The organism is Allobosea sp. GW821-FHT12C12, from assembly GCF_058807355.1.
The window spans coordinates 71127-90303 of record NZ_JBXAQP010000018.1 but is presented as its reverse complement, the minus strand read 5'-3'; the positions used below and the strand labels follow the sequence as shown (position 1 = coordinate 90303).

Sequence of the window (19177 nt, the reverse complement as noted above, 5' to 3'; positions counted from 1 at the left end):
GACCAGGACCAGGATCCGCGGCGCCGAGACCGCGCCCGCCGCCGCGCCCCGCGAGGCGGCCCGGCCCGAGCGCGCCGCAAGACCCGAGAGCGAGGCGGCGCCGGCGCAAGCCCCCGCTCCGCGCGCCGGGCGCCGGCCCGAGCCGCGCCGCCGCGACGACGATGACGGCCCGAAGGTGAAGGGTCTCGGAGACCATGTCCCGGCCTTCCTGATGCGCCCGGTCAAGGCCGGTTGACGTAAAGTCATCAACCTCATCTTAACGCGCTTGCGTCTAGCATCTCTGTCGCGGCTCGCCTGTTCCACAGGCGGGCGGCAGGACGGGCGCATGCCGCCGTTGATACGGACAGGATGTCCCGCTTCGATGTTCAATCGAAGCTGTCATGGCCGAAAGCCATGAACCGGCTTCATGCCCGGGCTGTCGATGGCAATGAGCGAGCAAGCGCAGGTTCACTTCCCGTCCCAGGACATCGCCGACCGCGTCGTCGCCGCCATCCGCGAGCACGGCTCGCCCGGCTATCCCCGCGCCTTCGAGGTCTGGTACGCCCATCTCAGCGGCGAGATGCCGGCCGTCACCATGGCGATGAACGCGATCCTGACCGGCGGCGAGGGCAAGGTCGGCGCGGCCGACATCGACAGCCTCTATGAGCGCTTCATCGGCACCGACCGCCTCGCCAGGCAGGCCGAGCGCACCAGCCTGCAGGTCCTGAGCGAGATCGACGGGCTGATGGCGCTGGTCGACAAGACGCTCGATTCCAGCGAACGCTATCATGGCCGCCTGACCGCGATGTCGGAGGAGGTTCCGCCGCCGGCCGACCGGCAGAAGCTGCGCGAATGGGTCGAGGCGCTGGTGCTGTCGACCCGCGAGGAGGTCACCCGAAAGACCCAGCTCGAGGCGCAGCTGAAGGATTCCTCCAACGAAATCAGGAATTTGCGCGAGGCTCTTGAAGCGACCCGCGCCGAGGCGCTGACCGACCCGCTGACCGGGCTCGCCAACCGCCGCCATTTCGAGGAGATGCTGCAGAAGTCGATCGACCAGTCGACGCTGCGGCGCGAGCCCTTCGCCCTGGTGATGGCCGACATCGATTTCTTCAAGAAGTTCAACGACGCGCATGGCCACCTCACCGGAGACCAGGTTCTGCGTCTCGTCGCCCGCACCATGAAGGACAAGTTCAAGGACAAGGCGGTGATCTCCCGCTTCGGCGGCGAGGAGTTCGCGATCATCCTGCCGGACTCCGATCTCGTAGCCGGCAAGTTCGGGGCCGAGACGGTGCGCCAGGCGCTGCTCACCCGCGAACTGGTCAAGCGCTCGACCAACGAGAACCTCGGCCGCATCACCATCTCGCTCGGCGTCGCCGGCTATCGCCGCGGCGACACCGCAAGCTCGATCGTCGACCGCGCCGACCAGGCGCTGATGCAGGCCAAGCGCGACGGCCGCAACCGCACCGTCACCGAGGACGTGCTCGACACCGCCGCGATGCGGGTTGCCTGACGGGCTTCGCCGCGCGCCGCGCCGCCTCGATCGCCAACTGGGTCCAGGCCCTCAGCTTACCGGGATCGTCGAGCGCCTCGTCAGGCAGCCGCCAGTAACCCATGGCGCGGAGCTTGCCCTGCATCACGGCGCTGAACCGCTCGCTGCCGGCTTCCGCGAAGCGGCCTGCGCTTTCGGCATCACCCTTCAGATAGAGCAGGCCATCCGATTCCAGCGCGAACATCCGCTCGCCGTCATAGATGCCGTGGCCGCCGAACATGCGGCGGACCCTGACCGGCAGGATGTCGGAAAACAGCTCGCGGATGCCCTCGGCATCCATCGACGCGGGCTCAGTGAGCCGCCAGCGACGGCTCGGCGCGGGGCTTGATCTCGACCGATTCGCCACAGCCGCAGGCCGAGACCTGGTTGGGGTTGTTGAAGACGAAGGTGGAGGAGAAGCGGTCGGTCCTGAAGTCGAGCTCGGTGCCGAGCAGGAACAGCACCGCCTTGGCGTCGACGATGACGGTCGCGTCCTTCTCGGTCACGACCTCGTCGCCCTTGGCGGTCTCGCGCGCGACCTCGAAGGTGTATTCCATGCCGGCGCAGCCGCCCTTCTTGACGCCGACGCGCAGGCCGAGCGCGGGCCCGGCCTCGGACGCGCTCTGCGCCATGATCTCGCGGATGCGCGCGGCGGCGGCGTCCGTCAGGGAGACGACCTTGAGGCCCGGAATCGAGAACATGCTCTGTGTCCCTCCTCGACGGGATTCCAATTCTCGTCGAAAAGAACTGGTCCCGTGAAGCAAGATGGCTGACAGCAACATAAGGATTGGTGAGCGAAACGTCGAGATGGGCGGCATGCGGCCCGCCCCTGCCCGCCTTAGCCTTGCAAGGCAGGACGTGGCATGCACTCTGGCCGCCCCGACGCCAGCCGACGACGCGCCATGACGCCCTACCGCCTGCATGCTCCCGACTCGCTCCGCGCCCTCGTCCGCGCCATGGTCACGGCCGCCGGCTGGACCGAGGCGGATGCGGCCGAGACCGCCGAGCATCTGGTGCTGGCCAATCTCAGCGGCCATGACAGCCACGGCGTCGGCATGCTGCCGCTGTATTTCCAGTCGCTCGCCGACGGCAACCTGAAGCCGGAGTCGCAAGCCAGCGACCGGCTGGACGCCGCCCCCTTCCTGATCATCGACGCCGATGTGGCGCTCGGCCAGCCCGTGGCGCGCAACGCCGTCGAGCGCGCGATCCCGATGGCCAAGGCCGGCGGCGTCGCGATCCTGAACCTGCTCGACGCCCATCACATCGGTCGCATCGGTCACTACGCCGAGATCGCGGCGGAAGCCGGGCTGATCTCGCTGTTCTGGGTCAATGTCGCGGGCCGCCCGCCGATCGTCGCGCCCTATGCCGCCAGGCAGGCGCGTTTCGGCACCAATCCGCATGCGATCGGCATTCCCGTGCCGGGCGGCGACCCGATCATCCTCGACTTCGCGACGAGCCGCATGGCCCATGGCAAGGCCCGCGTCGCCTTCAACAAGGGCGTGGCCGTGCCGGAGGGCTACATCATCGACGGCAATGGCAAGCCGACGACCGAGCCGCGCCATGTCTTCCTGCACGGGCTCGGTGACGACGAGGCGCTGGGCGCGCTGCTGCCCTTCGGAGACCACAAGGGCGCCGGCCTCTCGCTGATCGCGGAGCTGCTCTCGGCCGGGCTGATGGGCGCCGCCCGCATCGACGAGAAGCCGGCCAGGAGCTGGATCATCAATTCGCTCTTCGGCATCCTGATCGACCCGGCCCGGCTGGAGCCGGACGAGGCGCTGCGCAAGGAGCGGACCGAGAGCTATCTCGCCTTCGTGCGCGCGGCGAAGCCGCAGGACGAGGCCGATCCCGTGCTGACGCCGGGAGAGAAGGAGCGCGCGATGAGGATCGAGCGCGCCCGCGGCATTCCGCTCGACGACGAGACGTGGAGCCAGATCGTCGCGGCGGCGAAGCGCTTAGGGATCGACGCGGAGCGTTTCTGACGGGGCGGCGCCTGCGATGACTCTCGACGACTACAACGCCTTCTGCGCCTCCCTGCCGGCCACGGCCCATGTCGTGCAATGGGGCGGCGCGCATGTCTGGAAGGTCGGCGGCCGGAGCGGCGGAAAGGTCTTCGCGATCGGGCGCGGCGACGACGGCCGGGAATTGAGCGTGACCTTCAAATGCTCCTGGGCCAGCTTCGACATCCTGAAGGAGCAGCCCGGCCTGCGTCCCGCGCCCTATCTCGCCTCGCGCGGCATGAGCTGGATCCAGCGCTTGAGCGACGAGAGCATGCCGGACGACGCGCTGCGGGACTATCTGCGCGAAAGCCACCGCCTGATGGCGCGGACGCTGACGAAGCGGGCGCGGGCGGAGCTTGGGCTGACCCTCTGACGTCATTGCGAGCCGTCAAAGCAGCGCCTCTCCGCGAAACACCGGCACGCATGAGCCGCCGACCGAGGCGCGCACGCCTTCTGCTGTCCGCCAGGCCCTGAGGTCGAGCAGGCTCGGCCGGCCCATCTCGACGCCTTGCGTCAGCGTCCAGGAGCCGCTCTCGGCCCCGCTCAGAGAGAGCAGCAGCGCCGCGACCGTGGCGCTGGCGCTGCCGGTCGCCGGGTCCTCCCAGGTGTTGCTCAGCGGCGCGAACATGCGCGCCCGGATCGCCTCGCCGTCGCGGGCGTAGAGGAACAGCGAGAACCGCCCCTCCAGCCCCGGCGTCGCGTCGCGCACCGCGCGGAACTGCGCCAGATCGGGCGTGGCTTTGCCCAGCGCCTCCAGCCTGACCTCGGCCAGCACGAAGAACACGCCGACCGAGGCGCGCAGCGGCCGGTGGTTGGCCACCACGATGTCGGCGACATCGAGCCCGGCACAGGCGGCGATCGCCTCGGGCGGCAGTTCGATGCCCGTCGAGAGCGGTTGCGGCGCCGAGATGATCGCGCCCGTCACCTCGTCGCCGCCATGGGCGACACGGACCTCGACCAGCCCCGCGATCTCCTCGAAGCGCAGGAGCCCGTCCCTGTCGCGGCCATGCCGCGCCAGCACGAAGGCGGTGCCGACATTGGGATGGCCGGCGAAGGGCATCTCATGCGTGCGGCTGAAGATGCGCACGCGGGCCGTGTTGGCCGGATCGTCCGGCGGCAGCACGAAGGTCGTCTCGGAATAGTTCGTCTCGGCGGCGAGCGACTGCATCTCGGCGTCCGACAGGCCGCGCGCATCGGTGAAGACCGCGAGCTGGTTGCCGCCGAAGCGGGTCTGCGTGAAGACGTCGACGGTCTCGAAGGCGAATTTGCGCATGGCGGGTCCCAATGGCGCGAGAGGCGCGCTGACCGATTGATGCCACCCTTCGCGGTCACGGAATAATCAAGGTCGATGATGCGACCGATCATGCGCGGCGAGCAGCCACGCGTTCACAGCAGGAAGTGCAACCCGAAGCCGAGGATGACGAGGCCGGCCGCCACGACCTGCGCGATGAACAAGGGCTTCGTCCGCGCCAGCTGACCGGCATGGAAATCGGCCCGCTCGGCGCGGGACATGCGGTCGCGCGCCTTGAACTGCTCTTCCAGGACGCGCGGCTCGCTGCTGGCGCCATCGCGCTCGAGGTCCATCCGTACGGCGATGTAGCCGATGATCAGTCCGAGGATGCCAAGGCCGAAAAAACCGACGAGCCGCAACGCGCCATAGAATACGCCGATCGCGAGAGCCGCGAGCACGGGAAAGGCGATGTAGTCCCACTTCGTAAAGCGCATGACGCGATCATGCGGGACGGCGGCAAGCCCGTCCAGCGTCACCACATGTCGAGCGCGACCCTTGCCTCGTCCGACATGCGCGACTGATCCCAGGGCGGGTCGAAGGTCATGTTGACCGAGACGCCGGAGACGCCCGGCACCGCCGAGACCGCGTTCTCGACCCAGCCTGGCATCTCGCCGGCGACCGGGCAGCCCGGCGCGGTCAGCGTCATGTCGATCGCGACCTGCCGGTCGTCGGCGATGTCGACGCGGTAGATCAGGCCGAGCTCGTAGATGTCGGACGGGATCTCGGGATCGTAGACCGTCTTCAGCGCGGCGATGATGTCGTCGGTGAGACGGTCGATCTCCTCGGGCGGCAGCGTGGCGCTCGCGCCCATGGCCGGTGCGTTCGGCTTGAAGTCTTCAGTGGTGTCGGTCATCGCAACATCCAGTTCACAAACTCGATTGCACGCGCGCCATCGTCCCGGGCGGAGCGAAGCGCAGACCCGGGATCCATTCCGGAGCGCTTGCCGAAGAGGTTCCGGAATGGATCCCGGGCCTCCCTAGGGTCGCCCGGGACGACGAAGGCGTCGTCGAAGACTCGTCACGAAAACAGGTCTTCGGCCTTCCGCAGGGCCTCGACCAGCTTATCGACTTCTTCCAGCGTGTTGTAGAGCCCGAAGGAGGCGCGGCAGGTCGACGTCACTCCATATCGTGCCAGAAGCGGCATGGCGCAATGGGTGCCGGCCCGGACCGCGACGCCGGAGCGGTCGATCACGGTCGCGACATCGTGCGCATGGGCGCCCTTCATCTCGAAGGCGATGATCGCGCCCTTGTCCTTCGCCTCGCCGAAGATGCGGATCGAGTTCATCTCGCCGAGCCGCTGCATGGCGTGGTCGCGCAGTGTCGCCTCATGCGCCGCGATGTTCTCGCGGCCGAGCGCCATCATGTAGTCGAGCGCGGCGCCCAGCCCCACCGCCTCGACGATCGCCGGCGTGCCGGATTCGAAGCGGTGCGGCGCGTCGTTGTAGGTGACGGCGTCCTCGCTGACGGTGACGATCATCTCGCCGCCGCCCTCATAGGGCGGCAGCTTGTCGAGCCATTCCTTCCTGCCCCAGAGGATGCCGGAGCCGGTCGGCCCATAGGTCTTGTGGCCGGTGAAGCAGTAGAAGTCGCAGCCCAGCGCCTGCACGTCGACCGGCAGATGCACCGCGCCCTGGCTGCCGTCGACGACGAGCGGGATGCCGTATTCCTTGAGGATCGACGCGATCCGCGCGATCGGCAGGATCGTGCCGATCGCGTTCGACATATGCGTCAGCGCCACGACCTTGGTGCGGGCTGAGATCAGCTTCTCGAACTCCTCGACGAGGAAGTTGCCGTCCTCGTCGACCGGCGCCCATTTGATCACCGCGCCATGGCGTTCGCGCCAGTAGTGCCACGGCACGATGTTGGAGTGATGCTCCAGGATCGAGAGGATGATCTCGTCACCCTCCTGGATCTTGAGATGGCGGCCGAGCGAGGAGGCGACCGTGTTCAGCGAGCCGGTCGAGGAGCGCGTGAAGACGATCTCCTCGATATGCGCCGCGTTGAGGAAGCGCCGGGCGCTCTCGCGGGCCGCCTCATAGGCCTCGGTCGAGGCGTTGGCGAGATAGTGCAGCCCGCGATGGACGTTGGCGTAGTCCTCGCGCATCAGCCGCGACATCGCCTCGATCACGATCTCGGGCTTCTGCGCCGAGGCGGCATTATCGAGATAGACCAGGGGCTTGCCGTAGACCTCTCGTCCGAGGATGGTGAAATCCCGGCGGATCGCCTCGACGTCGTAGGGCTTGGTCATCGCGTTCATGGCTCTAAGCCTCTCCGGGCGAGGTCCTGGGCCTGTCGGCGACGAGTTCGCCGGCATGGCCCCAGTCCTGGCGCTCGATCTCCTGGATCACGATATGGGTGTTCTGCGGGTTCTTGCCGAGCACGCGCACCAGCGTCGCCGTGAACTCCCTGACGATCTCGGCCTTCTGGGCCCGCGTCGCGCCCTTTGTGATCTGGAGATTGACGTAGGGCATCAGCCGGCGCCCGCCACGGAGGAGCCCTCGCGCTTGCCGAGCCAGGCCTCGATCTCGGCCATCACCAGTCCGCGCAGGCTCTCGTCCTGCACGAACTCGACCGCCTCTCCGGCAAAGGCCTGCAGCACCAGCGCCTCGGCTTCGGCGCGCGGCAGGCCGCGCGCCATCAGGTAGAAGAGCTGCTCGCCGTCCATCTGCGCCACCGTCGCGCCATGGCCGCAGACCACGTCGTCGGCGAAGATCTCCAGCTCCGGCTTGTTGAACATGGTCGCGCCGTCGTTCAGCAGCAGCGTGTTGCTCTTCATGCCGCCGTCGGTCTTCTGCGCGTGCGGGCGCACGATGACCTTGCCCTGGAAGACGCCGGCGCCCTCCCCGCCGATGATGGTCTTGAACAGCTCCCGGCTGACGCCATGCGGCACGGCATGGTCCATCACCAGCGTCACGTCGGAATGCTCGGTTCCGCCGAGCAGGTTGACGCCGCGCAGGCCGATCTCGCTGTGCTCGCCGGCATACTCGACGAAATACTGCTGGCGCAGCGTCGCCGCCTCGCAGACCAGCGAAAAACTCTCGAACTTCGCCTGCGCCCCGACGGTTGCCATCAGCGTCTGCACCTGCACCGTCTCGGGCACGGCGCGCGTGACGATGCGCAGATGCCGGATGTCGCTCTCGTCGCCGGTCTCGAAGACGATCGCGCCGTTGATCTGCGAGGCCTTTGGTCCGGCGCTCTCGCCGATCTCGACGATCGTCGCCCTGACGCCCTTGCCGGCGACGACGACGGAGCGATGGAAGATCGCGCTCTCCTCCTCGCCGGAAGCCAGCGAGACGATGGCGATCGGGGCCGCAAGCTCCGTCCCCTCCGCGATCTCGATGAAGACGCCGTCGCGCATCAGCGCGGTGTTGAGCATCAGCCCGGTGTCGCTCCGCGCGATGCCGGGGCCGGCCAGGATGCGGGTCAGATCCTCGCGGCCCGACACCAGCGCCTCGGCCAGCGAGCGGATCGAGACGCCTTCGGGCAACCCGTCCAGCGTCGAAAGATCGGCGGCAAGGACGCCGTCGACCAGCACGAGCCGGACGCCGTCGAGCTTGAGTTCGGAAAGCCGTGCGGTGACGGCAGTGGTGATGTTGGCGTTGGCCGCCAGAGGCCGCGCCTCGCGCAGCAGGGCGCGCAGGTCGGTGTAGCGCCAGGATTCGAGCCTTCGATGCGGCAGGCCCTTGGCCTCGAAACCGGCGAATGCGTCCTCGCGCAGCTTGCGCACCGGCAGCGCGCCAGGGAGTTCAGCCTTGGCGGCGGCGAATTGCTGCGCCAGCACCTGCTCGGCCGCGGTCTTGAGGGGAGTGACGATCGCCATCACGCAGCGTCCGCGTAACCGGCATAGCCGTTCTTCTCGAGCTCCAGCGCCAGCTCCTTGCCGCCGCTCTTCACGATCCGGCCCTTCGACATGACGTGGACGGTGTCGGGCACGATATGGTCGAGCAGGCGCTGGTAGTGCGTGATCACGAGGAAGCCGCGCTTGGGATCGCGTAGCGCGTTGACGCCCTCGGCGACGATGCGCAGCGCGTCGATGTCGAGGCCGGAATCGGTCTCGTCGAGGATGCACATCGAGGGCGCGAGCAGCGCCATCTGCAAAATCTCCATGCGCTTCTTCTCGCCGCCCGAGAATCCGACGTTGAGCGGCCGGCGCAGCATGTCCTTGGCGATGCCGAGCTTGTCGGCGGCTGCGTTGACCGCCTTGATGAAGTCCGGCGTCAGCAGCTCCGCCTCGCCGCGCGCCCGGCGCTGCGCGTTCATCGCCGCCTTCAGGAAGGTCATGGTGGCGACGCCGGGGATCTCCAGCGGGTACTGGAAGGCGAGGAAGATGCCGGCGGCGGCGCGGGCATCGGCCTCCATCTCCAGCACGTTCTCGCCGTTCAGCAGGATCTCGCCGTCGAGCACCTCGTAGTCCTCCTTGCCGGCGATGACATAGCTCAGCGTCGACTTGCCGGAGCCGTTCGGCCCCATGATCGCGGCGACCTCGCCATCGTTCACGGTGAGCGAGAGGCCATTGAGGATCTGCTTGTCCTCGTCGGCGATCTTGACGACGAGATTGCGAATTTCGAGCATTGTTTCGATCCGGATTTCCGCCGCGTGATGCTCGGCCTTGTGCCGAGCATCCACGACTTGAGCGTTTGAAAGAAAGACAGGGATGGCCGGGACGAGCCCGACCATGACGGGGTCAGCGAGCGCACTTCATTCGACGAGGTCCGGGCGCTTCTCGATCCGGTCGACCCGGACCTTGATCGACGCAATCTCCGTGTCCTGAAGCGTCTGAGACGAGAGCAGAGCCGCCATATGCTGGCGCACCACGATCATCTCGCCGCGCATGCCGGTCATCTCGTCCTTGATCGACGACATGTCGGCGCGCATCGCCCGCAGATGTTCGAGAATGAGGTGCTCGACCTTGTCGTTCATCACCCCACGCTCCCCTCGAGCGAGATCGTGATCAGCTTCTGCGCCTCGACGGCGAACTCCATCGGAAGCTGCTGCAGCACCTCCTTGACGAAGCCGTTGACGATCAGCGCCACCGCCTCCTCCTCGGAGAGGCCGCGCTGCTGGCAGTAGAAGAGCTGGTCCTCGCCGATCTTCGAGGTCGTCGCCTCGTGCTCGAAGATCGCGGTCGCGGTCTTGGCCTCGATATAGGGGATGGTGTGGGCGCCGCACTGGTCGCCGATCAGGAGCGAGTCGCAATTGGTGAAGTTGCGCGCCCCGGTGGCCTTGCGGTGGGCCGAGACCATGCCGCGATAGGTCGAGTCGGATTTGCCGGCCGCGATGCCCTTGGCGATGATTTTCGAGGTCGTGTTCCTGCCGAGATGCAGCATCTTCGTGCCGCTATCGACCTGCTGGGCCCCGTTCGAGACCGCGATCGAATAGAACTCGCCGCGCGAGCCGTCGCCGCGCAGGATGCAGGAGGGGTATTTCCAGGTGATCGCCGAGCCGGTCTCGACCTGCGTCCACGAGATCTTCGAGTTCCTGCCGCGGCAGTCGCCGCGCTTGGTGACGAAGTTGTAGATCCCGCCCTTGCCCTCGGCGTCGCCCGGATACCAGTTCTGCACGGTCGAGTATTTGATCTCGGCGTCGTCGAGCGCGATCAGCTCGACGACCGCGGCATGGAGCTGGTTCTCGTCGCGCTTGGGCGCGGTGCAGCCTTCGAGATAGCTCACATACGAGCCCTCGTCGGCGATGATCAGCGTGCGCTCGAACTGGCCGGTGTTCTGCTCGTTGATCCGGAAATAGGTCGACAGCTCCATCGGGCAGCGCACGCCCTTGGGGATGTAGACGAAGGAGCCGTCGGTGAAGACGGCGCAGTTCAGCGTCGCGAAATAATTGTCGGTCACCGGAACCACGGAGGCGAGGTACTTCCTGACCAGCTCGGGATGCTCCTGGATCGCATCCGAGATCGAGCAGAAGATCACGCCGGCCTCGGCCAGTTCCTTCTTGAAGGTGGTCACGACCGAGACCGAATCGAACACCGCGTCGACCGCGACGCGGTTCTCCGGCGCGACGCCGGCCAGGATTTCCTGCTCGCGCAGCGGGATGCCGAGCTTCTTGTAGGTCTCCAGGATCGCCGGATCGACCTCGTCGAGCGACTGCGGCGCCGCGCCCTTCTTCGGGGCGGCGTAATAGTAGATGTCCTGATAGTCGATCGGCGGGTACTGCACGCGCGACCAGGCCGGCTCGGTCATCGTCTTCCAGCGGCGGAAGGCGTCGAGGCGCCACTCCAGCATCCACTCCGGCTCGTTCTTGCGCGCCGAGATGTAGCGCACCGTGTCCTCGGTCAGGCCCTTGGCGGGCTTGTCCATCTCGATCTCGGTCACGAAGCCGTATTTGTATTCGGTCACGTCGATCGACTTGACCTGGTCGATGGTCTCCTGGACCGCTGCCATCACTCACTCTCCTGTCGCGGGTTCAAGGCCCGCCGGTCTGGTCTCACATCCTGCCGAAGGGCTCAGGCGGCTGCCCGAGCCTCCCGGCCCCCGGTCGCGGCCAGCGCCTGCGCGTAGGCCGCGAGAAAACTGTCGATGTCCGCCCCGGAGGTGGTCCATCCGAGCGAGGCCCGCAAGGCCCCAGCGCTCATGGCAGGGTCGACGCCCATGGCGGCCAGCACATGGGAGCGCCGGACCTTGCCCGACGAGCAGGCCGAGCCCGAGGACAGCGCGACGCCGGCGAGATCGAGCTTGATCAGCATGGTCTCGGCCGTGACGCCCGGCGTCGCGAAGGCGCTGGTGTTGGGCAGGCGCGGCGAGCGGCGGCCGAAGATCGCGGTCTCGGGCGCGAGCGCCAGCAGGCCGGCTTCCAGCCCATCGCGCAGACCGGCGAGCCGCGCGGCCTCGCCGGCAAGCGCGGCGCCCGCCAGTTCCGCCGCCGCGCCGAAGCCGACGATGCCCGGCACGTTCTCGGTGCCGGCCCGCCAGCCGCGCTCCTGCCCGCCGCCGCGCATGGGCTTGTCGCCGAGTTCGAGCGCCCCCGTGCGGAAGACGATCGCGCCGACGCCCTTCGGCCCGCCGAGCTTGTGCGCCGACAGGGTCAGAACGTCCACGCCCGACGCATCGATGTCGATCGCGATCTTGCCGGCGGCCTGAACGGCGTCGCTATGGACGAGCGCGCCGAAATTCTTCGCGATCGCGGCCAGATTCGCGATCGGCTGGATCACGCCGGTCTCGTTGTTGGCGAGATGCAGCGAGACGAGCGCCCGCGCGCCGGGCTGTTCCGAGGCCAGCCGCTCCAGCCGCGCCTCCAGCCAGCCGAGATCGGCGACGCCGTCGCCATCGACCGGGATTTCCTCCACCCCGCCCGCCGGAAAGCGGTGCCCGTCGCGCACGCAAGGATGCTCGGTCGCGCCGTGCAGCAGCAGCGTCGCCGGCCTCCTCACGCAGTCGCGCCCGCCGCCGCAATCCATCAGGCCGGCCGACAGCAAGGTCGCGTTGGCCTCCGTCCCGCCGCTGGTGAAGACGACATTGCCGGCTTTCGTCCCGACCAGCGCCGCGACCTGGGCCCGCGCCTGCTCGACCAGGGCGCGGGCCGCCCTGCCCTCGCCATGCACCGAGGAGGGGTTGCCAGGCAGCATCAGCGCGCGCGCCATCGCCTCCGCCACCGCCGGCCTGACCGGCGTGGTCGCATTGTGGTCGAGATAGGCGCGTTCGGATCCGGTCACGCTTCGATCAAACTCCGGTTCGGGATGGCGGCATCCCGCCTGGCCGCACGAAAGGCTTGAATTCGCACCCCCGCGCTGTGCTATAGCCGCCCGTCCTGACAGCCCGAGGTGGAAGCGAGGGCCCCGGCCATGGCGGCCGGATCCGCTTGTTCCCGCCTTGTTCACGGCTGTTAGAACCATTCTAAGCGCTCTGATGTAGGGCGCGAGCGGCCGGCCCGTCAAGGGCGACAGCGTTTTTTGACGGCCTTGGGCCGCCCGAAATCGCGTCGTTTCCGGGCCTTGCCCAGCGAAAGGCGAGACGACGATGCCCGAGGTGATCTTCAACGGACCGGCCGGTCGGATCGAGGGCCGCTACCAGCCCGCCAGGAAGCGCGGCGCGCCGCTCGCCATCATCCTGCATCCGCACCCGCAATTCGGCGGGACGATGAACAACCAGATCGTCTACAACCTGTTCTATACCTTCGTGAACCGCGGCTTTTCGGCGCTGCGCTTCAATTTTCGCGGCGTCGGCCGCAGCCAGGGCCATTTCGACCATGGCGCGGGCGAACTCTCGGACGCGGCCGCGGCGCTCGACTGGATGCAGGCGCTCAACCCCGAGGCCAAGAGCTGCTGGATCACCGGCGTCTCCTTCGGCGCCTGGATCGGAATGCAGCTCCTGATGCGCCGTCCCGAGATCGAGGGCTTCCTCTCGATCGCGGCGATGGCCAACCGCTACGACTTCTCCTTCCTCGCGCCCTGCCCGTCCTCTGGCCTGTTCGTGCATGGCTCCGAAGATCGCGTCGCGCCGGTCAGGGAGGTGATGGCGGTGATCGAGAAGGTGAAGACCCAGAAGGGCATCCTGATCGAGCACGCGGTCGTCGAGGGTGCGAACCACTTCTTCGACGGCAAGGTCGAGCAGCTCATGGAGCAGGTCGGCGTCTATCTCGACCGCAATGTCGGCCCGGAGATCCCGAAGGCGGAGCGCGACGCCGAGGAGGAGTAGACGTCGGCCGCCCGATTAGCCGCAGGTACGATTTTATGCTACCGAGTGCTATCGCGCGATAAGCGGAGGCGACGATGGAAACGGCCGAGAAGCTCAGCATCACCATGACGCCTGCGATGCTGCGCGCCGTGCGCGCCAGCGTTGAGGCCGGCGAATACGCCTCGACCAGCGAAGCGGTTCGCGATGCGATACGGCTCTGGCAACGAGAGCGCGACGAGCATGCGGAACGACTGTCCGCAATCCGGGAGCGGGTTCGCCATTCCGTCGAGGACGGTCGCACGCCCCTCGGCCTCGACGAGGTCAGGAGCAGGCTGGCCGCACTGCATGAAGCGACTGTGAAGGCACATGGCCTTGGGGCGGTTTGACGTCGTTTTCCGTGCCGACGCAGCCGCAGACCTGACCGAAATCTATCGCTGGATCTACGAGGCCAGCCAGGACCCCGTCACGGCAGACCGCTATCTTGGTCGCCTCGTCGCCTTCTGCGAGAAGATCGGCGGAATGGCACGCGGCGGCCGCCCACGCGACGATCTGATGCCGGGTCTGCGAACGTTTCCGTTCGAACGGCGTGCGGTGATCGCCTATCTGATCATGAACGATAGAGTCGAGATCACCAACGTCTTCTACGGCGGGCGGGACTATGAGGCCCTTTATCGCAGCCAGCCGAACGACGCAGACGAGCATAGATAGGCGGCCAAACGGCATCGCGCCGCGAGAGATTTGAATTCGCCCCCTCGCAAAAGGCCGACAATGGCCTTAGACGACGGCGCATCGTCCGCGATCGACCGACCGAGCCCGACCATGACCGCCTTCAAATCCGACCTGCTCCGCACCCTCTCCGAGCGCGGCTACGTCCACCAGATCTCCGATCCGGAGGGGCTGGACGCGGCTGCGCTGAAAGGGCCGATCAGCGCCTATATCGGGTTCGACGCGACCGCGACCTCGCTCCATGCCGGCTCGCTGATCCAGATCATGATGCTGCATTGGATGCAGGCGACCGGCCACAAGCCGATCGCGCTGATGGGCGGCGGCACCACGATGGTCGGCGACCCGTCCTTCAAGGAGGAATCGCGCAAGCTGCTGACGGTCGAGGACATCGAGCGCAACCTGCAGGGCATCAGGCGCGTCTTCGCGAAGTATCTCAACTTCGGCGACGACGTTGAGCAGTACTTGCAGCGCGATGGATTGGCGCTCATGGCGAACAATGCCGAGTGGCTGCTCGGCCTGAACTATCTCGAGTTCCTGCGCGATGTCGGCCGTCATTTCTCGGTCAACCGCATGCTCTCCTTCGACAGCGTCAAGACGCGGCTGGAGCGCGAGCAGTCGCTGTCCTTCCTCGAATTCAACTACATGATTCTGCAGGCCTACGACTTCGTCGAGCTCAACAAGCGCACCGGCTGCATCTTGCAGATGGGCGGCTCCGACCAGTGGGGCAACATCGTCAACGGCATCGATCTTGGCCACCGCATGGCCGACGTCCAGCTCTACGCGCTGACCTCGCCTCTGCTGACGACGGCGTCCGGCGGCAAGATGGGCAAGACGGCGTCCGGCGCGGTCTGGCTGAATGCCGAGCTGATGAGCGCCTACGAGTTCTGGCAGTTCTGGCGCAACACCGAGGACGCCGATGTCGAGCGCTTCCTGAAGCTCTACACCACCATGCCGATGGGCGAGATCGCGAAGCTCGCCGCGCTCGGCGGCGCCGAGATCAACGACGCCAAGAAGGTGCTGGCGACCGAGGTCACGGCGCTGCTGCACGGCCGCGAGGCGGCAGAGGCCGCAGCCGAGACCGCGCGCAAGACCTTCGAGGAAGGCGGCACCGCGTCCGACCTGCCGAGCGTCGGTCTGCCACGCGACGAGCTGGCGGCTGGGCTCGGCGCGCTGACGGCCTTCGTCAGGGCCGGCCTCGTGCCTTCGACCGGCGAGGCCCGGCGGCAGGTCAAGGCCGGCGGCCTCCGGGTCAACGATGTCGCGCTCGCCGACGAGCGCGCCAGCCTTTCGGAGGCGGATCTCACCGCCGAGGGCGTGATCAAGCTCTCCTTCGGCCGCAAGAAGCACATCCTGCTGCGGCCGGAGTGAGCCTGCTCAGCGCGTCGGCGGCGCGTCCTGCCCCGGCTGGATCGGCCGCTTGTCCGGCGCGCCGCCGAGCGGATCGACGAAGCGGCGCAGGATGCCGGGCGCCAGCGCCGAGAGCGGGTTGATCGTCATGGTCGGCGCGCTCGCCGCCCCCGAGATCCGGAAGTTCACCGCGAACAGCCCGCCATACTGGCTGCCGCCGCCGAGCAGCGCGCCGACCACGGGAACCTGCGCGAAGGCGTTGTTGAAGGCGTAGCCCGGCACGAAGGTGCCGCCGATATCGACGCGGTCGCGGCCGTAGTCGACGTTGCCCTGCAGGGTGAAGCCGACCTGCTGGCCCCAGATCACCATGTCGGAGACGTCGAGCCGGCTGGCCGAGCGCGTGAACTGCGCCCTCAGCTTGGTGAAGGCGACCTCGCTGACGTCGATCCTCGGCAGGATGGCAGGCGCGCTGCCGGCCCGGTCTCCGGCCGGCGCGCCGCCCTCCTGCTCGCCCGCGACCCGGCGCAGGGCCGGCTCGTCGCGCACCACGAAGTTGCGGAACAGCAATTCGCCGCTCTGGCGCGTCTCGCCCGGTCCCAGATCGAGATCGAGCTCGCCGCCATGGGCCCGGCGATAGATGTCGACGAAGCGCAGCAGCGCCCCGCCATTGCCGGTGCGGACGGTGAGCGGGCTTTGCGCGTCGCCGACGCGGCCCTGTCGCGCCGTCACCTCGGCCCGTCCGAGCGCGCCCTGGAAGGTGAGCGAGCGCAGGTCGCCGCCGCGGCGCGAGAACTTCAGCACGCCGTTGGTGATCTGCTCGCTGTTGAAGCCGGTCAGGATCGGCACTGCCAGATCGACATCGAGATCGCCGCCCTTGGCCGCGTTCTTGTCGCCGCGCGCCGCCGGCCCCGAGGCCGTCTGCAAGTCGCGTATGAACGGGCGCGTGTCGGCGACGGCGCCCCGGATGACGAGCTTCGTGACGTTGCCCTCGCGCTTGGCCTGCACCGTCAGATTGTCGCCCGGCGAGAGCCTGAACTGCGTCAGGGACGCGCTGTCGAACGCGTTCTGCCTGTTGAGTTCGATCTTGCCGCGGATCAGCGCCGGGGGCGCATCGAGCACGAAATCGTCGAGATCGGGCCCGTCCGGATCGACCACGTAGTTGAAGCTCGCCCGGCCGGGCTTGCCGGCGGCCTTGGCGAGGCCCGGGATCGCGCCCTCGATCGCGGCCTTCGACAGGTCGAGCTCGACGCGCGGCGGCGTATCGGCGCTGCGGCCGAGCTGTTTGACGATCCTGGCCTGAACCGGGCCGGTGATGCCGGCCTCGGGCCCGAGCCCGCGCTTCTGCCGGGCGGCGTTGTCGAGCGTCAGCGAGATCGTCGCCTCGCCCTGCCCGCGCGGATTCTGACGCAGCTCGACCTGGCCCCTGTCGCCGCCGATCCGCGCCTCGCCCCGCGCCAGCAGGCCGGTGCGGTCGAAGGAGACGGTCAGGTTGCCGCCCTCCAGCTTCTCCGTCCCGAGCAGGGTGTCGGAAGCGATGCCCGACAGCGCGCCATTGGTCTGGACCACGACCTCGCCGGGCTTGGGATCGTCGACCATCGGCAGCGTCACGACGCTGCGCAGGTCGACGGTTCCGCGCAGAGAGGCCGGATCGGCAGGGCCCGGCGAGAACTCCTTCATCGCCGGAAAGGCGAACAGCGCCGCCAGCGCCTCCATCTGCCCGGTGGACCGGAAGGCGATGCGGGCAGGCGCGCGCTCCATCCAGGTCTCGACCATGCCGAAGCTGCCTTCGCTGAGCGCGAGCTGACGCCCGCCGCCGAGATCGGCCGTCGCCTTCGCGATCGCGAGCTGGACGGTGCGGCCCGTCGCCTTGCCGGACACGGTCGCGTCGATCAGCGGCGGCAGTCCCGGCCCCGGCTCGAAACGGACCTGGGTCGCGTCGACCGCGACGGCGAGCGCGCCGTCCGGCATGCCGGCTCCGGCGACCATCTTGGCATGCCCCTCGGCCGACAGGTCGAGATCGACCTGCACCGAGGCGATCCTGCCCGAGATCAGCTGTCGCGACAGCGCGGCGTGGAGCTGGGGCGAGGTCCAGCGCGGCCAGATCGCGAGCGCGGCGCGCGCCTCGGTCTGGGTCGCCTTGATCGAGAGCCGCTGGGTCGGCGAGTCGCCGATCTTCTGAACATAGCCGGTTGCGTCGACGCTGGCCGTCGGCCCCCTCGCCGAGAAGGCATCGATTTGGAGCTCGCCGGAGCGCGGATCGATCAGCAGGTTCGACTTGACGTTGTCGAGCTGCACCGGCGGCTCGCCGTCCTGGCCCGCGAGCTTGCCCGCCATGTCGAGGCGCAGCCGCCAGGCGCCGTTCTCCTCGCGCAGCACGCCCGTCCCCTGCATCTGCGTCGCCCCGGCCCGCAGCGCGCCGCTGCGCAGATTCAGCACGTTCAGGCTCTCGCCGCTCTCGATCTCGATCGCGCCGGAATCGACCCTGACCGGATCGATCGGGCTGCCCGGAAAGCGAATCGTGCCGGGCAGGGCCTCGAACCGGGCCGACAGAGCCCGTGTCCCGTCCGGCTTCTGCGTCAGCGAAGCCTTGCCCTTGATCGGCAGCCCCTCGATCTCGACCGCGCTCGCGCCCATCGCCAGCGACATCACCTCGGCCGGCTCGAAGCGCAGTAATTCGAGATCGGCGCGACGCGTTCCGTCCGCATCGGTCGAGAGATCGACGGCGACGTCCTTCCAGCGCGTCCCGGTGCGGCCTTTCAGGGTCAGGCGGGTGCGCCCGGCCTCCGCCCGCGCCAGGCGGATGTCGACGTCCTCGAAGCCGGCTTTCTGCCGCCCCTGCGGATCGACCAGCACGAGCCGCGCGCCGTGGATGCCGACGGTCTCCAGCGCGCCGAGCAGCCCGTCGTTCTGGGCGAGCGTCGAGACCGCGCCCATGATGCCGGCGACCGCGTCCCAATGGCCGGTATCGGGCAAGGTCACCGGGGCCGGCGTCTCGGCGGCGCCCGCATCCGCGCTCATCACCAGCGCGCCGTCCTGGTTGACGCCGAGCCGGATGTTGACGCCGCGCAGATCGACCGAGACCAGTCTGATGTCGCCGCGCAGCAGCGCCAGCGGCTCGTAGCCCAGAACCGCCTCGGGCGCGCGGAAGCTCGCGCCGCTCTTGTGGCGGAACGAGACCTGGCGGACCCTGAGCTGCGAGCGCCCGTCGATCCGCCCGAGCTCGGCCGAGCCCACCTCGACGTCCCAGTCGCGCCCGAGCCGCTCCTCGATCGCATCCGCGATCCGGCCCTCGAGGCCCGACAGCGGGATCAGCCCGGTCGCCAGCAGCGTCGCGGCCGCGCCGGCGAGCGTCACCGCCGCCACCACGATGGCGACGACGACCGTCACCAGACCGGCCTTGGCGCGCTGCTTCACGACCTCTGCGACGCAGGCCTCCTCGGCCTGCGCGTCGCTCGGGGTCTGGTGCGGTCTGGCGTCCTGCAAGATGGCTTTCCCGAGTGGGCGCTCGCCGCGCCCTTGGCGATCTGTCTACGGGCGACGCCGTCGTCGCCGCGTCAGGCCGGACGGCTTCCTGATTCGACCAGGCCGGCCGATTCGGCAATCGACCGGAGGAACGTGCGATGACGCAGCCGGGCCGGACGCAGGGCGCGGAACCGGAACGAGGCGGACCCTGGCGAGCCTGACCGAAA

The 19177-nt window shown here is 68.3% G+C and carries 20 protein-coding genes and 1 pseudogene; 8 read left to right on the top strand and 13 right to left on the bottom strand.

The annotated features are described in order from the left end of the window. Window positions 1-235 (top strand): annotated as a pseudogene (locus AC1RRW_RS20675) (DEAD/DEAH box helicase); the annotation flags it as partial. 192 nt (window positions 236-427) lie between these two features. Further along, window positions 428-1489, top strand: coding sequence for a GGDEF domain-containing protein (locus tag AC1RRW_RS20670; protein ID WP_492903371.1), 1062 nt, complete (start codon window positions 428-430; stop codon window positions 1487-1489). Here the strand turns inward: AC1RRW_RS20670 and AC1RRW_RS20665 are convergent. Beyond that, the gene (locus AC1RRW_RS20665; protein WP_492903370.1) at window positions 1446-1808 is read right to left on the bottom strand and encodes a TfoX/Sxy family protein; all 363 of its coding nucleotides are present in this window, start codon (window positions 1806-1808) and stop codon (window positions 1446-1448) included. The two genes, AC1RRW_RS20670 and AC1RRW_RS20665, sit on opposite strands and share 44 nt — an antisense overlap. Window positions 1809-1818: 10 nt before the next feature. Beyond that, on the bottom strand, window positions 1819-2208 hold the full coding sequence (locus AC1RRW_RS20660; protein WP_492903369.1) for a HesB/IscA family protein: 390 nt from the start codon (window positions 2206-2208) through the stop codon (window positions 1819-1821). 201 nt (window positions 2209-2409) lie between these two features. Here AC1RRW_RS20660 and AC1RRW_RS20655 point away from each other — a divergent pair, with 201 nt between their 5' ends. Together AC1RRW_RS20655 and AC1RRW_RS20650 are read left to right on the top strand one after the other, a co-directional pair. Next, window positions 2410-3486 carry a malate/lactate/ureidoglycolate dehydrogenase gene (locus AC1RRW_RS20655; RefSeq protein WP_492903368.1) on the top strand — a complete coding sequence of 359 codons (1077 nt, stop codon included), beginning with the start codon at window positions 2410-2412 and terminating at the stop codon, window positions 3484-3486. A gap of 16 nt (window positions 3487-3502) precedes the next feature. After that, entirely contained in the window at window positions 3503-3877 is a 375-nt protein-coding gene (locus AC1RRW_RS20650) for an MmcQ/YjbR family DNA-binding protein (RefSeq protein ID WP_492903367.1), read from the top strand. Window positions 3878-3892: 15 nt separating this feature from the next. Here AC1RRW_RS20650 and AC1RRW_RS20645 read toward each other — a convergent pair whose 3' ends face one another. The 10 genes from AC1RRW_RS20645 to AC1RRW_RS20600 form a co-directional block, all read right to left on the bottom strand. Continuing rightward, a complete protein-coding gene (locus AC1RRW_RS20645; RefSeq protein ID WP_492903365.1) occupies window positions 3893-4777 on the bottom strand; it encodes a PhzF family phenazine biosynthesis protein in 885 nt (294 codons plus the stop codon). Window positions 4778-4890: 113 nt separating this feature from the next. Beyond that, window positions 4891-5229 carry a hypothetical protein gene (locus AC1RRW_RS20640; RefSeq protein WP_492903364.1) on the bottom strand — a complete coding sequence of 113 codons (339 nt, stop codon included), beginning with the start codon at window positions 5227-5229 and terminating at the stop codon, window positions 4891-4893. A 38-nt stretch (window positions 5230-5267) separates the two neighbouring features. After that, on the bottom strand, window positions 5268-5648 hold the full coding sequence (locus AC1RRW_RS20635; protein WP_492903362.1) for an SUF system Fe-S cluster assembly protein: 381 nt from the start codon (window positions 5646-5648) through the stop codon (window positions 5268-5270). 164 nt (window positions 5649-5812) lie between these two features. Further along, entirely contained in the window at window positions 5813-7051 is a 1239-nt protein-coding gene (locus tag AC1RRW_RS20630) for a cysteine desulfurase (protein ID WP_492903360.1), read from the bottom strand. Window positions 7052-7055: 4 nt separating this feature from the next. Further along, the gene (locus AC1RRW_RS20625) at window positions 7056-7265 is read right to left on the bottom strand and encodes a tautomerase family protein (protein ID WP_492903358.1); all 210 of its coding nucleotides are present in this window, start codon (window positions 7263-7265) and stop codon (window positions 7056-7058) included. After that, window positions 7265-8614 (bottom strand): SufB/SufD family protein, encoded by a 1350-nt coding sequence (locus AC1RRW_RS20620; RefSeq protein ID WP_492903356.1) that lies wholly within the window; start codon window positions 8612-8614, stop codon window positions 7265-7267. Before AC1RRW_RS20620 ends, AC1RRW_RS20625 begins: the two co-directional genes overlap by 1 nt. Next, complete coding sequence (sufC, locus tag AC1RRW_RS20615) at window positions 8614-9366, bottom strand: Fe-S cluster assembly ATPase SufC (RefSeq protein WP_492903354.1); 753 nt, start codon at window positions 9364-9366, stop codon at window positions 8614-8616. Before sufC ends, AC1RRW_RS20620 begins: the two co-directional genes overlap by 1 nt. A 126-nt stretch (window positions 9367-9492) precedes the next feature. Next, complete coding sequence (locus AC1RRW_RS20610; protein ID WP_492903353.1) at window positions 9493-9714, bottom strand: hypothetical protein; 222 nt, start codon at window positions 9712-9714, stop codon at window positions 9493-9495. Next, window positions 9714-11186 (bottom strand): Fe-S cluster assembly protein SufB, encoded by a 1473-nt coding sequence (gene sufB, locus AC1RRW_RS20605; protein ID WP_492903352.1) that lies wholly within the window; start codon window positions 11184-11186, stop codon window positions 9714-9716. Before sufB ends, AC1RRW_RS20610 begins: the two co-directional genes overlap by 1 nt. Window positions 11187-11248: 62 nt before the next feature. Beyond that, window positions 11249-12454, bottom strand: a complete 1206-nt coding sequence (locus AC1RRW_RS20600; RefSeq protein ID WP_492903350.1) for a cysteine desulfurase family protein — start codon at window positions 12452-12454, stop codon at window positions 11249-11251. Window positions 12455-12758: 304 nt separating this feature from the next. On the opposite strand from AC1RRW_RS20600, the gene AC1RRW_RS20595 reads away from it, so the two are divergent. The 4 genes from AC1RRW_RS20595 to tyrS all read left to right on the top strand — a co-directional run bounded on the left by AC1RRW_RS20595 (window position 12759) and on the right by tyrS (window position 15509). Then, a complete protein-coding gene (locus AC1RRW_RS20595) occupies window positions 12759-13436 on the top strand; it encodes an alpha/beta hydrolase (protein ID WP_492903348.1) in 678 nt (225 codons plus the stop codon). 74 nt (window positions 13437-13510) lie between these two features. Next, entirely contained in the window at window positions 13511-13801 is a 291-nt protein-coding gene (locus tag AC1RRW_RS20590; protein WP_492903346.1) for a ribbon-helix-helix domain-containing protein, read from the top strand. Next, window positions 13782-14123, top strand: a complete 342-nt coding sequence (locus tag AC1RRW_RS20585) for a type II toxin-antitoxin system RelE/ParE family toxin (RefSeq protein ID WP_492903344.1) — start codon at window positions 13782-13784, stop codon at window positions 14121-14123. The genes AC1RRW_RS20590 and AC1RRW_RS20585 overlap by 20 nt, the downstream gene beginning before the upstream one ends. A 111-nt stretch (window positions 14124-14234) precedes the next feature. After that, the gene (tyrS, locus tag AC1RRW_RS20580; RefSeq protein ID WP_492903342.1) at window positions 14235-15509 is read left to right on the top strand and encodes a tyrosine--tRNA ligase; all 1275 of its coding nucleotides are present in this window, start codon (window positions 14235-14237) and stop codon (window positions 15507-15509) included. Between the two features lie 6 nt (window positions 15510-15515). On the opposite strand, the gene AC1RRW_RS20575 is transcribed toward tyrS, so the two are convergent. Then, window positions 15516-18971: a hypothetical protein gene (locus tag AC1RRW_RS20575; RefSeq protein WP_492903340.1), complete on the bottom strand. Its 3456-nt coding sequence runs from the start codon at window positions 18969-18971 to the stop codon at window positions 15516-15518. Between the last annotated feature and the right edge of the window lie 206 nt (window positions 18972-19177).